This window comes from Planotetraspora thailandica (assembly GCF_016863335.1).
GTDB classification, from domain to species: Bacteria; Actinomycetota; Actinomycetes; order Streptosporangiales; family Streptosporangiaceae; genus Planotetraspora; species Planotetraspora thailandica.
Map to the genome: position 1 here is coordinate 1 of NZ_BOOR01000048.1, position 15,802 is coordinate 15,802.

Consider the following 15,802-nt stretch of genomic DNA (forward strand, 5'->3'; position numbering starts at 1 on the left):
CCCGGGGGCGACCCCGGACCCCGGCAGTGTTGACCCGGGGGCGACCCCGGACCCCGGCAGTGTTGACCCGGGGGCGACCCCGGACCCCGGAAAGGTTCCTTCTTGACCCGCGTGCTCGCCGTCGCCGACTCAGATTCGTATCTCAAGTGGGCCGCAGGCCTGCTCAACAATCTCCCGGCGTCATGGACGACCGAGATGACGGTGGTCCGAACCCCCATCGCCCCGTCAGACTCCCAGATCGCCGCCGCGGTGAGCGGCACCACAAGCGCCGGCGTGGGGGAGAAGGGCACCCAGCCCTCCGTCGTGTCGTCCCGGCAACTGCGCAAGGCGGCCGAACGGTTCCGACCCGACGTCGTGCTGCTCGCCTGCACCGGCCCCGTCGTCGACGTCCTCGCCGCGGAGGTCCTCTCCGGCCTGCGGCCTCGCCCCGTGTTCGTGTCCGGGCTCCCGGGCATCTCGGTGCCCGCGACCGAGAAGGCCTGGCTTTTCCGCAGCGCCTGCGACCTGTTCATCGTGCACAGCGGCCGTGAGGTCGCCGAATTCTCCGCGATCGGCCGCCAGTTGGGCGGAGGCGGCAGCGTGGCCCTGGCCCGCCTGCCGTACCTCGACCTCGGCAAGGCGGACGCGCCGAACGGCGACCGCGACCGCGTCATCTTCGCGACCCAGGCCAAGGTGCCGTACGAGCGGGAGGAGCGTGAGCAGATCCTCCTCTCCCTCGCCGCCCTCGCCGCCGGCCGGTCCGACCTCGACGTCGTCGTCAAACTCCGGGCCCGCGACTCCGAACGCCAGACCCACAACGAGCGCCACCACTACGAGCGGCTCTGGAACGAGATGGCCGCGGAGGGGCGAGTCCGCCAGGACGCCGTCCGGTTCGCCGCCGGGCCGATGCACGAACACCTCACCCACGCCGCCGGCTTCGTCACCGTCAGCTCGACCGCCGCGCTCGAGGCGATCGCCCAGCGTGTGCCCCTGCTCGTGCTGTCCGACTTCGGAGTCAGCGCCGAGATGATCAACCTCGTCTTCGAGGGCAGCGGCTGCCTCGGCACCATGGACGACCTCGCCAAGGGCGACTTCCGCATGCCGACGGACGCCTGGTGCCAGGCCAACTACTTCCACGACGCCGCGGCGAACGACTGGATCGACAAGATCTCCGCGCTCGTGTCCGAGTCCCACGCCGGCACGTTCGTCCCCGCCACGTCCGTGCTCGACGGTCCCGAGCACACCTCCGCCCGCCGCCGCGCCCGCCTGCGCCTCGACGTGCCGCCCACGGTCCTGCGGTACGGCTACCGCGCCAAGCGCCAGATGCGCCGCTACCTCAAGGTGTTCTGAGCCCCCGTACGCCACGCAGACGCGGCCCCCGATCCGAATCGAGGATCGGGGGCCGCGTCCGTGTCAGCGCTTGATCAGGGGCGTGCCGGCCACAGGCGTCCGCCGGCCCGTGACATGAACAGGCCACCCCGGAAGCCTTCGAAGACTTCCGGGGTGGCCGTCGCATCGGGACCCGCGAACTCAGCGCGGTGATGCTCTAGATGTCAGGCGGTGACGCGGCGCAGACGAGCCCGCGGAGCCTCCTCGCCCGGGAAGACACGCTTCACGCCGTCGCCGAGGGCGCTCTCGATGACGCGGATGTCGCGGACGAGGTGCTCCAGGCCGCTCGGCTCGAGCGATGCCGCGTGGTCCGACCCCCACATCGTGCGGTCGAGCGTGATGTGCCGCTCGACGGTGACCGCACCGAGGGTGACGGCGGCGAGGGAGATCTGCAGGCCGCGCTCGTGACCGGAGTAGCCGACCGGCACGCCGTACCGCTCCTGGAGGGTGACGATCGTGCGGAGGTTGGCCTCCTCCGGGGGCAGCGGGTAGGTGGAGGTGGCGTGCATCATGACGAGCTTCGACGTGCCGAGGATCTCCACGGCCTTGTCGATCTCCTCCAGCGTCGACATGCCGGTCGACAGGATGATCGGCTTATTGGTGGCGGCCAGGGCGCGCAGCAGCTCGTGGTCGGTGATCGAGGCGGACGCCACCTTGTGCGTGGGCACGTCCATCGCCTCGAGGAACTCGACCGACGGCACGTCCCACGGGGAGGCGAACCACGCGAGCCCGCGCTCCTCGGAGTGCTTGGCGATCTGCGAGTACTCGTCGTAGCCGAACTCGGTCCGGATCTTGTACTCCATGTAGGTCATCTCGCCCCACGGAGTCTGCCGGATCTGGCTGCGCTGCTCCAGGGGCACGCAGATCTCCGGCGTGCGCTTCTGGAACTTGACGGCCTGGCAGCCGGCGTCGGCCGCCACGTCGATCAGCTTGCGGGCGATGTCGACGTCGCCGTTGTGGTTGATGCCGATCTCAGCGATCATGTAGACCGGCTGGCCGGCGCCGACCAGCGCGTCGCCGATCTGCACGGGCGCGGGCTCGGGCCGGCGCGAGACCGGGGACGAGAACGCCGCGGTCGCCTTGGCGACCGGCGCGGCGCCGGCCTCGGGGCGGGCCGCGAGAACCCGGTCGGCGAGCTCCCGTACGGCACCGGCGCCACCGGGGGTGGACAGGACGACCCGCGCGACGGCACGCACCTGGGCGTGGGCGTCGGGCACCGTCACCGGCCAGCCGACGAGGGACATCGCGGTGAGGTCGTTGACGTCGTTGCCGACGTAGGCGACCCGCTGGGGGTCGAGGCCCTCGCTGGCGATCCACTCGGCGAGCGCCTCGTGCTTGCTGGCCAGGCCCTGGATCACCGGGACGCCGAGCTTGGCGGCGCGGGCGGCGACCACGGGGTTCTGCTCGGTCGAGAGCACGAGCAGCTTGACGCCGGCCCGCTTGAGGAGGGAGAAGCCCATGCCGTCGGCCCGGCTGACGGCGACGATCTCGCGGCCGTCGGAGTCGACGAACGCCCGGTCGTCGGTGTGCACACCGTCGAAGTCGGTCACCACGGCGTCGACGGCGATGGGCAGCGGCGCGTCCACCACGGGGGCGAGCGCGCGCACGATCTTCAGGTCGTCGGAGGTGTCCACCTCGACCGCGTGCTGAGCCGGGACCGGCTGGACGGCGATGCGGCCGAAGAAGCGGTGGCCGCCCTCGCGCAGGCCGGCCGTACGCATGACGTAGAAGGCGCCGGTCTCGCGGAACTGGGCCTCGCGGTCCTGGCGGCGCGGGCGGGTCGCGGGGTCGTGGTTGACGCCCTTGCCGTCGCCGGTCCACACGAACTCGTAGGTCTCGGTGCCGGAGAAGACCGAGTCGGCCTCGCCCGCCAGGACCTTCGCGATGGCGGCGTCGAGGTCGGCCGGGTCGATGAAGGCGCTGGTGCACTGGATCAGGACGACGACCTCCGGGTCCCCGTCCAGGCCCTCGGAAAGCGCGTGGAGGACGGCGGACTCGCTGGAGGCCGTGGACCCGCTGATGTCGGCGGGGCGGCGAACGACCCGGGCGCCGGCGTCGGCGGCGACCTCGGCGATCTGGTCGTGGTCGGTGCTGACCACGACCTCGTCGACGAGTTCGGCACGCAGACCGGCGGCGACCGCTCGTGCGACCAGTGGTGTGCCTCCCACCTTCTCCAGGTTCTTCAGGGGGACGCCCACAGAACCTCCGCGGGCGGGAACAACGGCCAGCACTCGCACGAGTGACTCCTTCTAGCTGATCTGCAAGCGATACGGGGTCCCCATGTTGGGGGTGTCCCGAAACCTAACCAGATGAAGGGCCCGTTGGGGGCGACTCAGCTGAACGAGTATGGGCGTAATGTTTAATTTTTGGTTACGTAATGGCAGTTCAGGGCCGTACGGGTGAGTTTCGTCACACTGAATCGTCGCAGCTCGGGACGGGTTTTCCGCCGCGTGACCCTCGTTCACGGGCCTGACCTGCCGCAAGTGCGAATTCGGACGGGGGATGCGGAACGGCATCGATAAAGGCAACAATGGATGCCTCTGCCATGCTGGGCCCTACCGCTCGCAGTCTCCGGCGGGATGACGCTCACGCGGCCGCGCTTCGACGTCGACGTCCCGGCATGCTGCGGCTCGCAGGACTATTCGCCGCCGGCGGCGGGCGGGCGGCCGTGCGGAGACCCGTGGGCGGCGCCGTGCGGACGCTCGGGCTGCGGGTCGTGAGGGGCCAATGGCAGGCGGATGACGAAGCGGGCGCCCTCGGTGGCGTCCTCGGCGGTGATCGTGCCGTGATGGGCCTCGATCACCTCGCGGGCGATGGCCAGACCGAGCCCCGTGCCCCCGTGCCGTCTGCTCCTGGCCGTGTCTCTGCGGTAGAACCGCTCGAAGATGCGCTCGCGGTCCTCCTCGGGGATGGTCTCGCCGTCGTTGACGACCGACGCGACCAGGTGGCAGCACTCTCTGTGCATCTCCACGCCGACCGACGTGGCGGCGTGCCGTTCCGCGTTGTCGAGCAGGTTCACCAGCACCCGGGCGAGCTGGGGGCCGAATCCGTTCACGATGAGGTCGGGCTCGAGCTGGAGCCGGATCGGCAGGCGTCCCGACCGGTGTTTCACCTCCGCGGCGACGATGCGCCCGAGGTCGACGGGCTCTCCTGCCGTGTCGGGATTGGTGCCCAGGCTGGTCAGCAGGAGCAGGTCGGTGACGATCGCCTCCAGCCTGTTGGTGTCGCGCAGCGCCGCGTCGATGGCGACGGTGGTGTCCTCCGGGTGGAGCCGTGCGCCCTCCAGTTGCGCCCGGATGCCGGCGATGGGTGTGCGCAACTCGTGTGAGGCGTCGGCGGTGAACTGGCGCTGCTGGCGTATCGACCTGTCGAGCCGGGCAAGTGCGTCGTTGGCGGTGCGTGCCAGCCGGGCGATCTCGTCGTTCCCCGGCGGTTCCGGCACCCGCGAGCCGGGGTTCCTCGCGGTGATCTCCTCCAACTCGGAGCGGATGGCCTCGACGGGGCTGAGGGCGCGTCCTGAGACGTTCCACGCCACCCAGCCCGCGCCGCCGCCCAGCACCAGGATGAGCGCCGCGAGCTCCAGCTCGGGTAACCGGCTGTCGAGGATCTTCGGCGCGGTGCGTCCGGCGTAGACGACGGGGGAGTCGGGGGCGTCGGAGACGCGGACCGCGGTCAGGTAGACGCAGTCGCGGCCGGGGAGCCCGCAGGTCGTGGTCTGCGTGGTCTCGGTGTCGGACGCGGGCCGCAGCGAGGTGAGCGGCGGCAGTCCCCGTGCGTCGGCACTGGTGGCGATCACGCCCTTCGGACCGCCGACCATGATGAGGTTGATGTCGTTCCCCGTCGTCGGGATGGTCTTCGGCACCTGCCCGTTGCGGATCTCCGCGGCGACCTTGCTGGCGGTGTCGAGGCCGTCGCTCCATATCCGGACCGCGACCGCGTGCCGTATGCCCACATCCGCCGCGATGGCGACGGGGATCAGGACCAGAGCCGCGGCCGCGACGGCGATGAACGTCAGGCGTGCACGCAACGAGCGCGAACGCGGCCAGGGGAGGGGCATTCCCCGAGGCTACTTATGGTCATCGAGGCGGAAATTCGCGGAGTGGGAAAGGAATCCTCAAAATTCGTCAAAATCGAAAGGGGCGCCGCGCGGACCAGGTCGCGCCGGTCTGCCCCGCTCCGTGGCGCCCGGGCGCAACATCCGGGAATTCACCGGCGGTGTCGTGACCCGCCGCCGTAATGAACCTGAAACCTCTGTCCGACACTGTTGTTGTCGCACGACTTGGAGGTGATGCGGATGTTGCTGCGGCTACGGGTCTCGCTCCCCGACCGGCCCGGGGTGCTGGGACAGGTGGCGCGGGCGTTCGGAGTGATGGGGGCCGACATCCTGCAGGTGACCGTGCTGGAACGGCAGGCGGGGCGGGCGGTCGACGACTTCACCGTTTCGTGGTCGGGAGTCTTCGAACCCGCCGAGTTGCGTGAGCGGATCGGCGTGGTGCCCGGCACGCGGGTGGAGTCGGTGTGGCCGACCAGGGAGGTCCCGGGCACGAGCCCCGACTACGACCTGCTCGGTCATGTGGCGGGAGAGCCCGACCGGGCGCTCATGACGCTGGTCGACGCCGTGCCCGATCTGGTGAGCGCCGACTGGGCGGTGGCCGTCGACTCGGGTGACGGAAAGGTCGTCCACGGCAGTTGGCAGGCCCCCGAAGACGTTCCGGCGTCGGATCTGACGCCGATCAGGCCGTCGGCGTTCAGCGAGGGGACGCTGCACCTGGTCAGTGTGCCCATGGACGGGACGCACCTCGTGGTCGCCCGCGCGCAGGGGCCCGCGTTCCATCGGGCGGAAGTCGACAAGATCGCCCGCCTGGCGGGGATCGTCTCCGTGCTGGCCCGCCCGGGCCGCCTGACGTCTTCTCCCGCCGCTTCGTAACGGGTCGCTCAGTGGCGCCTCTCAGCGGCGCGGCGGGTCGATTCTGTGGCCGTCCTGGGTGAACAGCATGAGGCGGGAGACGTCGACGGCGACCCGCCCGTGCTCGCCCGCCCGCCACACCGGGCGGGCGCCCAGCCGGACGATCAGGTCGGCGCGCCGGTGCGTGCCGCTGCCCGCGGGCACGGGCCCCGCAGGCTCGCCGTCCTCTGCGGCGTTGCCGCCGCTGAGGAGGCGGCGCACCACCGAGCGCGACCGGCCGGCCTCCTGCCCGCCGCCCGTGCGGGCCTGCCGCGGGTCAGGCGGCTCCGGCACGACCACGGCGGGGATGCCGGCCTCCAGGTAGGCGAGCCACTCGTGGCCGTGGTACTCGAGCGTGCGCACGCGGCCGAAGAACGTGGGCCCCTCGGTGTATTCGGGCACCGGGACGAGCGCGTCCGGCCGGATGCCGACGACGATCTGCGAACCGGTGTGCTGGGAGATGGCGTACGCGCGTGGATCGGTCCAGTTCATCCTGATCTGGTGAGGGCCGAAATCCAGCAGGATGAACTGGTTCTGTGGCGTACGGACGTCCGCGGCGAGCAGGTTGAGCTGCTGGGAGCTCAGGAACGCCGCCGTGAACGCCGTGGCCGGGTCGTTGTAGACCTGGCCGGGGGTGCCGATGTCCTGGAGCACGCCACGGTTCATGATCGCGATCCGGTCGGCCAGCGTCAGCGCCTCGATCTGGTCGTGGGTGACATAGACGGTGGTGACGCCGAGCGCGCGCACGAGCGAGGAGATCTCCATGCGCAACTCGGTGCGCATGCCCGCGTCGAGATTGGACAGCGGCTCGTCCATGAGGAACAGCGACGGCCGGCGGACGATCGCGCGGCCCATCGCCACGCGCTGACGCTGGCCGCCGGACAACGTCGCCGGCCGCCTGTCGAGCGTCTCGTCGATGTGCAGGGCACGCGACAACTCCACCACGCGCTCGCGGACCACGGCCGGATCGGTTTTGGCGATCTCCAGGGGGAAGGAGATGTTTCCCCGCACGGTGCGGTGCGGATAAAGGGCGCCGTTCTGGAACACCATGGCGACGTCGCGGTCGCGGGGGGCGAGGTGGTTCGCGTGCCGTCCGCCCAGCCACAGTTCGCCCGCGGTGATGTCCTCAAGCCCGGCGATCATGCGCAGCAGGGTCGACTTGCCGCAACCGGACGGACCCAGCAGAACGAGCAGCTCACCCTCGTCCGCTCGCAGGTTCATACGGTCGACCGCGAGGTGGCCACCCGGGTAGACCTTGGTCACATTGTCGAGGACGACGGTGCTCATGCGAGCTCGTTCCTCCCGGGCGCGCGAGCCCGGATCCCCAGCGATCGGTGTGATTGATGAGGTAGTACATCGCGTCTAGACGCCTGTGTCTATACATAGTGTGAGAAATCCGGCACCCAGTGGAAACTCATCGTTCCACTGGCGTTTACTGGGAATTTCGGAATTGTCAGGGCAATTTGTCAGGCCCGTCGACGGTCATGGATGACTCGCCCATATGTGGCAAATGTAACGATCTGCGGAAAATTTCTGCAAAGGCTTTCATCGGGGTTCTTGCCGCTGTTAGCTTCCGGGCAAATCCCCCGGACCACGAGGAGTGCCCGCCCCGCGGTGGCCGGGTCGCGAAGAAGCGTCACGTCAAGGAAAGAAATCGGGGGACCCCATGACCGAGCTCGCCGTCAAGCCGTCCGTGGCGGCCACCCGATGGTGGCGGGACGCGGTGATCTACCAGGTGTACGTCCGCAGTTTCGCGGACGCCGACGGCGACGGTGTCGGCGACCTGCCCGGGGTGCGCGGCCGCCTGCCGTACCTCGCCGACCTCGGGGTCGACGCCCTGTGGCTGACGCCGTTCTACACCTCCCCGATGGCCGACTTCGGATACGACGTGGCCGACTACCGCGACGTCGACCCGATCTTCGGTTCCCTCGCCGACGCCCGGGCGCTGATCGAGGACGCGCACGCCAGGGGCCTGCGAATCATCGTGGACGTGGTGCCCAACCACACCTCCGACCGCCACGCCTGGTTCGCCGCGGCGCTGCTCGGAGAGCCGGGCGGACCCGAGCGTGAGCGGTACGTCTTCCGCGAGGGCAGGGGAGCCGCGGGCGAGCTGCCGCCCAACGACTGGGAGTCGGTCTTCGGCGGCCCGGCGTGGACGCGCGTCGAGGACGGCCAGTGGTACCTCCACCTGTTCGCCCGCGAACAGCCCGACCTCAACTGGGACAACCCCGAGGTCCACGCCGAGTTCGCCGACGTGCTGCGGTTCTGGCTCGACCTCGGCGTGGACGGCTTCCGCATCGACGTGGCGCACGGCATGGTCAAGGCGCCGGGGCTGCCCGACGTCGGATATCCGGGGCACGTCGAGATGATCGGTGTCGCCGACGTGCCGTTCTTCGACCAGGACGGCGTGCACGAGATCCACCGCACCTGGCGGCGCATCCTCGACTCCTACCAGGGCGAGCGGATCGGCGTCGCCGAAGCGTGGGCGCCGACGCCGGAGCGGCTGGCCCGCTATGTGCGGCCCGACGAGCTCCACCAGGCGTTCAACTTCCACTTCCTCAAGGCGCCGTGGGACGCCGCCGTCTTCCGCTCGGTCATCGAGGAGTCACTCACCACGGCCGCCCTGGTCGGCGCGCCGTCGACCTGGGTGTTGTCCAACCACGACGTCAAACGGCACGTCACCCGTTACGGCGGGGGTGAACTCGGGCTGCGCCGGGCGCGCGCGGCGGCGCTGCTGATGCTGGCGCTTCCCGGCTCCGCCTACGTCTACCAGGGCGACGAGCTCGGCCTGCCCGAGGTGCTCGACCTGCCTGAGGAATACCTGTGCGACCCGCAGCGGCTGCGCGCCCCCGACAGCGGGCGGGACGGCTGCCGCGTGCCGATCCCGTGGACGCAGGCGGGCGGACCCACGCACGGCTTCGCCCCGGCGGACACCGTCCGCAGCTGGCTGCCGCTGCCCGCGGACTGGTGCAACCTCAGCGTCGAGGCGCAGCTGCGCGACGAGGCCTCGATGCTGAACCTCTACCGGGCCGCGCTGAGGATCAGGCGATCCCTGCCGCAGCTCGGCGAAGCTCCTCTGACGTGGGTCGACGCTCCTGCCGGCGCACTCGCGTTCTCGCGGGAGGGCGCCCTGACCTGCCTGGCCAACTTCACCGGCGAGTGGGTCGAAGCACCCGGGAGCCTTGGGGAACTCCTCCTGGCCAGCTCCGCCCCCGTCGTCGCCGGGGGAGTCGTCCGCTTGGCGCCGGATTCGGTCACTTGGTGGAGTGGCGGCCGTCCCGCACTCTGACCGCCGCCTCGCCGGGCGCCGCCTTATTTAGAGTGATCTCGTGAACACCACACGGCTCGCCGACATCGCGGCTCAGGCGGGGGTCAGCGAGGCGACGGTGAGCCGGGTGCTGAACGGCAAGGCCGGCGTGGCGGCCGGCACCCGGCAGGCGGTGCTCGCGGCGCTCGACGTCATGGGATACGAACGCCCGCAGCGGCTGCGGAGGCGCGGCAACGGCCTGGTCGGCCTGGTGATCCCCGACCTGGGCAACCCGATCTTCCCCGCCTTCGCGCAGGCGGTCGAGAAGGCGCTCACCCAGCACGGGTACACGCCGATCCTGTGCACCCAGGAGCCTGAGGGCACCCCCGAGGACGAGTTCACGAGCATGCTGCTCGACCGGGGCGTCGCCGGGATCGTGTTCGCCTCCGGCCTGCACGCCGACACCACCACCCGTATGGACCGCTACACGCGCCTCACCGACCAGGGGGTGCCGATCGTGCTGGTCGACGGGTACAGCCCGGTCATCCCCGCACCGTTCATCTCGCCCGACGACCGGCTCGCCGCGCGCCTGGCCGTACAGCACCTGGTGGACCTCGGGCACCGGCGCATCGGGCTCGCCCTCGGCCAGCGTCGGTTCGTGCCCGTCATCCGCAAGATCGAGGGGTTCCGGCAGGCGATGACGCATCTGCTGGGGACGGCCGACGTGGACGACCTCATCCAGCACTCGCTGTTCTCCGTCGAGGGCGGGCAGGCGGCCGCCGCCGCGCTGATCGACCGCGGCTGTACGGGCGTCTTCTGCGCGAGCGACCTGATGGCGCTCGGTGCGATCCGCGCGGCCCGCGAGCGCGGATTGTCGGTTCCCGCCGACGTGTCGGTCGTCGGGTTCGACGACTCCCCGCTGATGGCGTTCACCGACCCGCCGCTGACGACCGTGCGCAAGCCCATCGCGGCCATGGCCGCCGCCGCGGTCGAGACTTTGCTCGAGGAGATCGGCGGCACCCCCTCGCGCCACCTGGAGCTCGTCTACCAGCCCGAACTCGTCGTCCGCGGCACCACCGCCCCCGCCCCTTGTGCGTGATCATGCAGTGGCCATGGCAGGCGAAAGGCCCGTGACCATCGATCCGAAGGTCACGGGCCAGACTCATGAGCGTGCATCCGGGTCACGGGACACGACATGGCCGCCGGCTTCGCCGAGGGAGAAGCCAAGCCGACGAAGTCACAAACCCGAGATTACGGGCAAAAGGTCACGAACGCAGCCCCGCCGCCTCCGTCGCGAGCTTCTCGATGAGACCGAAGTCGCCGGCGGCCAGCGCGCTCGCCGGGGTCAGCCAGCTGCCGCCGACGGTGCCGACGTTGGGCAACGCCAGGTAGGACGGCGCGCTCGACAGGCTGATCCCGCCGGTGGGGCAGAACCGCACGTCCGGCAGCGGCCCGCCGAGCGACTTGAGGTACGGCACGCCCCCGGCGGCCTCCGCGGGGAAGAACTTCATCTCCCGCACCCCCTGGTCGAACAACGACATCGCCTCGGACGCGGTCGCGACGCCCGGCAGGAACGGCACGCCAGAGTCGAGCATCGCGGCCAGCAGGGAGGGCGTGCTCCCCGGCGAGACGAGGAAGCGGGCGCCCGCCTCCACGGAGGCGTCGACGTCGGCCGCTGTGCGGACCGTGCCCGCCCCCACCACGGCGTCGGGCACCTCGGCGGCGATGCGCCTGACGCACTCGAGCCCGGCGGCAGTGCGCAGGGTGATCTCGATGGCCGGCAGGCCGCCGGCGACCAGAGCCCGTGCGAGAGGGACGGCGGTCTCGGCGTCGTCGATCACGACGACGGGGACCACGGGGGCGAGATCGAGAAGACTCATACCAGTTCCACGGTAGACGAGCGCTGGGACAGCCACGCGGCGGCTCCCACCAGCGCGGGTTGCTCGGCGACGATCAGCGATGTGGCGATCGCCCCGACGTAGTCGGACAGGGCGGGAGCAGTCGTCTCGAACCTCGCCCGGAAGTCGCTGCCCTTGGCGCGCTCGGCGATACGCGGCAGCACGCCGCCGCCGATGTAGACGCCGCCGTGCGCGCCGAGCGTCAGGGCGACGTTGCCGGCGAAGCCGCCGAGCAGGGCGAGGAAGATCTCGACGGTCTCCACGCTGAGCGCGTCGTCGGATTCGACGATCCGCGAGGGGGAGGTCTCTTCGGGGGCGACGCCGCGCACGAGGGAGAGCCCCCGGTGCAGCCGGACCAGCCCGGGGCCGGAGAGCAGGTGCTCGGCGTCGACGTACGGCAGGCCGTCCGCGCGCAGCGCACGGACGATCTCCATCTCGAGGTCGGTCACGGCGGGGACCGAGACATGGCCCCCCTCGCCGGGCACGGGAGCCCAGCCGTCTCCGACCGGGACCAGGCCGCCCACGCCGAGGCCCGTACCGGGTCCGAGCACGGCCTTCATCATGCCGGGGATCGGCGGCGGCCCGCCGAGCGGCACCAGATCGTGCCCCGCCAGATGCGGGAGCGAGACAGCCAGCGCCTCGAAATCGTTGAGCAGGTCGACGTGCGGGATGCCAAGCTCGGTGACCGAGCCCGACCACCCCGCGTTCGTCAGCCGGTATCGGTCGTTCTCGACCGGACCGGCTATCGCCAGGCACGCGGCTCCCGGCCGAACTCCGCCCGCATGGTCTGCGAGATAGGCGGCTACGGCATCGGCGAGGCTTGGATGCTTGGCGACGTTCAGTACGGCGACGTTCTCGGGCGGGCCACCCAGTTCGGTGACCAGCCCGAATCGCGCGTTGGTGCCGCCGATGTCGGCGACGAGCCAGGGCAGCGTCATGCGGCACCTCCAGAGAAGACGCTCGCTCCGCGGTCGGGCGGACCGACCATCCGGCGGAACGAGGAGAACAACTCCCGGCCGGTGCCCGCCCATTCCTCGTCGGTGAGCGGAGCACCCTCCGGGGTGCGGCCCGACATGTCGGAAAGGACGGTCAGCGTCCCTGCGGTCGAGTCGAGCCTGATCAGGTCGCCGTCGCGGACGAGCGCGATCGGGCCGCCGTCGGCGGCCTCGGGCGACAGGTGGATGGCGGCGGGAACCTTGCCCGACGCGCCCGACATGCGGCCGTCGGTGACGATGGCCACCTTCTGCCCGCGGTCGAGCAGCACGGCCAGCGGGGGCGTGAGCTTGTGCAGCTCCGGCATGCCGTTGGCGCGGGGACCCTGGTAGCGGACGACGGCGATGAAGTCCTGGCCGTCCAGCACGCCGGACTCGAACGCGCCGAGCAGTTCTTTCTGGTCGTCGAAGACGCGGGCGGGCGCCTCGATGACCAGGTGTTCGGGCTTGACCGCCGACACCTTGCTCACCGCCCTGCCGAGGTTGCCCGACAGCATGTGGATGCCGCCGTCGGCCGAGAAGGGGTCGCCGACCGGGCGCAGCACGTCGTGGTCGGTGCTGCCCTCCGTGCGCTCCTCCCAGACCAGGGCCCCCTCCTTCAGCGAGGGCGCGGCGCGGTAGAGGTCGAGCCCCCGCCCCGCGACCGTCAGCACGTCGGCGTGGAGGAGCTCGCCGTCGAGGAGGTCGCCGATGAAGACCTGCATGCCGCCGGCCGCCTGGAAGTGGTTCACGTCGGCCTGGCCGTTGGGGTACATCCGGGTGAGCAGCGGCACGACCTTGGACAGCGCCGCCATGTCGTCCCAGGTCAGCTCGATGCCCGCGGCGGCGGCCATGGCCACCAGGTGCATGGTGTGGTTGGTCGAGCCGCCGGAGGCCAGCAGGGCGACCACCGCGTTCACGATGGCCTTCTCGTCGACGACCTCCGCGACCGGCGTGTACTCGTCTCCGTGGGGCGTGATCTCGGCCGCCCTGCGGCCGGCCGCCTCGGTGAGCGCGTGCCGCAGCTCGGTGTGCGGGTTGACGAACGTCGCCCCCGGCAGGTGGAGGCCCATGACCTCCATGAGCAGCTGGTTGGAGTTCGCGGTGCCGTAGAAGGTGCACGTGCCCGGCGAGTGGTAGGACTTGGCCTCCGCGTCGAGCATCTCGTCGCGCCCGATCAGCCCTTCGGCGAAGTGCTGGCGGGCGCGCGCCTTGACCTTGTTGGGCAGGCCGGACGCCATCGGCCCGGCGGGCACGAAGATCGCCGGAAGGTGGCCGAAGTGCAGGGCGCCGATCAGCAGGCCAGGGACGATCTTGTCGCAGACGCCCAGAAGCAGCGAGGCGTCGAACATGTCGTGTGACAGCGCGATCGCGGTCGCCATGGCGATCACGTCGCGGCTGTAGAGCGACAGTTCCATGCCGGCCCGGCCCTGGGTGATGCCGTCGCACATCGCGGGCACGCCGCCCGCGACCTGCGCCACGCCGCCCGCCGCCCGCACGGCCCGCTTCAACTCCGGCGGGTAGGTCTCGTACGGCTGGTGCGCGGAGAGCATGTCGTTGTAGGAGGTGACGATGGCCACGCCCGGCTTGGCCGTACCACGCAGGTCACGCTTGTCGTGCTCCGGTGCGCCGGCGAATCCGTGCGCGAGGTTGGCGCAGCCCAGGCGGCCCCGGGCCGGTCCCCGCTCGCGCAGTTCCTGCCCGGCCTGTGCGACGCGCTCCATGTAGGCGGCACGCCGGCCGGCGCTGCGCGCCCGGATGCGCTCGGTGACCTCGTCGATCACGCGGTTCGTCACTGGGGGGCCTCCTCGTGCCACGTGCGGTCGCTGCGGGCCAGCAGTTCGTGCGCGCCGGCCGGCCCGGCCGTTCCGGCGGGGTACGGCTCGGGCAGCATCGCCGAGCCGTCCCAGTGCGCGATGATCGGGTCGATCCAGCGCCAGGCGGCCTCGACCTCGTCGCGCCGCATGAACAGGGTGGGGTTGCCGGACAGCACGTCCATGAGGAGGCGCTCGTAGGCGTCGGGCACCCGGCTCTGGAACGTCTCGGCGAAGCTGAGGCTCAGCGGCACGGGGCGCAGCGTCACGTCGCCCGCGCCCGGCTCCTTGGCCATCAGGCACAGCTCGATGCCCTCGCTGGGCTGCAGCCGCAGAACGAGGCGGTTGGGCGCCGCACCGGGGAAGATCGCGTGCGGCACCTCCTTGAACTGCACGACGATCTCCGAGCGCCGGGTGGGCAGGCGCTTGCCGGTGCGCAGGTAGAACGGCACACCCGCCCAGCGCCAGTTCTTCACCTCGGCCCGGACGGCGGCGAAGGTCTCGACCCGCTGGGACGCGGGGGTGGGCCGGGTGCTGTCGGGTTCGTCGAGGTAGCCGGGGACGGTGACGTCTCCGGCGGCCGTCGCCGTGGTGCCCTCGGTGTACTGGCCGCGCACGGTGAAGCGGTCGACCTCGGAGCCCACGATGGGCCGCAGTGCCTGGAGCACCTTGACCTTCTCGTCGCGCACGGCCTCACGGTCGTTGTGCGCGGGCGGTTCCATGGCGACCAGGCAGAGCAGGTTCAGCAGGTGGTTCTGCACCATGTCGCGCAGAGCCCCGGCGTGGTCGTAGTAGCCGCGGCGCCCGGGAGTGCCGACGGTCTCCGACGCGGTGATCTGGACGTGGTCGATCCACAGCGAGTTCCAGATCGGCTCGAGGAAGGCGTTGGCGAACCGCAGCACGAGCAGGTTCTGCACCGTCTCCTTGCCGAGGTAGTGGTCGATACGGAAGATCTGCCGCTCCTCGAAGATCGCGCCGACCTCGTCGTTGATCGCCTGCGCGCTGGCCAGGTCGCGGCCGAGCGGCTTCTCCAGGACGACGCGCGAGCGCGGGGTGACCAGCCCGGCCTCCTGCGCGCCGTGGCAGAACGGGCCGAACGTCATGGGCGGGCTGGCCAGATAGAAGATCCGGTCGCGGTCCTCGTGCCCGGCGAGCAGCGCGGCCAGGGCGTCCCAGCCCGCGGGGGCGGCGGGCCCGCCGATGTCGATGGAGACGTGGTGGAGCCGGCGGGCGAACCGGTCCCAGCCCTCCGGGTCGCCCAGCGCGGGCCGTACCTCGGCGTCGACCTTGCCGCGGAAGTCGGAGTCGCCCAGCCCGCCGCGCGACATCGCGATGATCCGGGTCTCGTCGGCGAGGCGTCCGTCGCGGTCGCAGTGATACAGGGCGGGGAGGAGCTTCCGCATGGAGAGGTCCCCGGTGCCGCCGAAGATGATCAGATCGGCCGCCTGCCGGTCAGCGGAGGGTTCAACGGGCATGGGTCGGACATTAGCGGGAGATATGTGCACTTTCAAGCTGACTTTTGTAACCGAAGATGAATAAGTCATTGCACTTAGGTATGT

11 protein-coding genes are annotated in these 15,802 nt (G+C 70.8%); 4 read left to right on the plus strand and 7 right to left on the minus strand.

The annotated features are described in order from the left end of the window. Positions 1-111: 111 nt before the first annotated feature. Positions 112-1,329 carry a DUF6716 putative glycosyltransferase gene (locus Pth03_RS27685; RefSeq protein WP_239119421.1) on the plus strand — a complete coding sequence of 406 codons (1,218 nt, stop codon included), beginning with the start codon at positions 112-114 and terminating at the stop codon, positions 1,327-1,329. A gap of 203 nt (positions 1,330-1,532) precedes the next feature. Here the strand turns inward: Pth03_RS27685 and Pth03_RS27690 are convergent, their stop codons facing one another. Next, complete coding sequence (locus Pth03_RS27690; protein WP_203947341.1) at positions 1,533-3,605, minus strand: N-acetylneuraminate synthase family protein; 2,073 nt, start codon at positions 3,603-3,605, stop codon at positions 1,533-1,535. A 401-nt stretch (positions 3,606-4,006) separates the two neighbouring features. Continuing rightward, positions 4,007-5,425: a sensor histidine kinase gene (locus Pth03_RS27695; protein ID WP_203947342.1), complete on the minus strand. Its 1,419-nt coding sequence runs from the start codon at positions 5,423-5,425 to the stop codon at positions 4,007-4,009. A gap of 237 nt (positions 5,426-5,662) precedes the next feature. Here Pth03_RS27695 and Pth03_RS27700 point away from each other — a divergent pair, with 237 nt between their 5' ends. Then, on the plus strand, positions 5,663-6,295 hold the full coding sequence (locus Pth03_RS27700) for an ACT domain-containing protein (RefSeq protein ID WP_203947343.1): 633 nt from the start codon (positions 5,663-5,665) through the stop codon (positions 6,293-6,295). A gap of 21 nt (positions 6,296-6,316) precedes the next feature. On the opposite strand, the gene Pth03_RS27705 is transcribed toward Pth03_RS27700, so the two are convergent. After that, positions 6,317-7,600, minus strand: coding sequence for an ABC transporter ATP-binding protein (locus Pth03_RS27705; RefSeq protein WP_203947344.1), 1,284 nt, complete (start codon positions 7,598-7,600; stop codon positions 6,317-6,319). Between the two features lie 379 nt (positions 7,601-7,979). On the opposite strand from Pth03_RS27705, the gene Pth03_RS27710 reads away from it, so the two are divergent. Both Pth03_RS27710 and Pth03_RS27715 read left to right on the plus strand, forming a co-directional pair. Further along, a complete protein-coding gene (locus Pth03_RS27710; protein WP_203947345.1) occupies positions 7,980-9,602 on the plus strand; it encodes a glycoside hydrolase family 13 protein in 1,623 nt (540 codons plus the stop codon). A gap of 40 nt (positions 9,603-9,642) precedes the next feature. Next, positions 9,643-10,659: a LacI family DNA-binding transcriptional regulator gene (locus Pth03_RS27715; RefSeq protein WP_203947346.1), complete on the plus strand. Its 1,017-nt coding sequence runs from the start codon at positions 9,643-9,645 to the stop codon at positions 10,657-10,659. 166 nt (positions 10,660-10,825) lie between these two features. Here Pth03_RS27715 and eda read toward each other — a convergent pair whose 3' ends face one another. Genes eda through zwf form a run of 4 tightly spaced genes read right to left on the minus strand, consistent with a single transcriptional unit; the run spans position 10,826 to position 15,718 of the window. Next, entirely contained in the window at positions 10,826-11,440 is a 615-nt protein-coding gene (gene eda, locus Pth03_RS27720; RefSeq protein WP_203947347.1) for a bifunctional 4-hydroxy-2-oxoglutarate aldolase/2-dehydro-3-deoxy-phosphogluconate aldolase, read from the minus strand. Next, positions 11,437-12,396 (minus strand): glucokinase, encoded by a 960-nt coding sequence (locus Pth03_RS27725; RefSeq protein ID WP_203947348.1) that lies wholly within the window; start codon positions 12,394-12,396, stop codon positions 11,437-11,439. Before Pth03_RS27725 ends, eda begins: the two co-directional genes overlap by 4 nt. Beyond that, positions 12,393-14,225: a phosphogluconate dehydratase gene (gene edd / locus Pth03_RS27730; protein WP_239119418.1), complete on the minus strand. Its 1,833-nt coding sequence runs from the start codon at positions 14,223-14,225 to the stop codon at positions 12,393-12,395. Before edd ends, Pth03_RS27725 begins: the two co-directional genes overlap by 4 nt. Then, a complete protein-coding gene (gene zwf, locus Pth03_RS27735; protein ID WP_203947350.1) occupies positions 14,222-15,718 on the minus strand; it encodes a glucose-6-phosphate dehydrogenase in 1,497 nt (498 codons plus the stop codon). Before zwf ends, edd begins: the two co-directional genes overlap by 4 nt. Positions 15,719-15,802 lie beyond the last annotated feature (84 nt).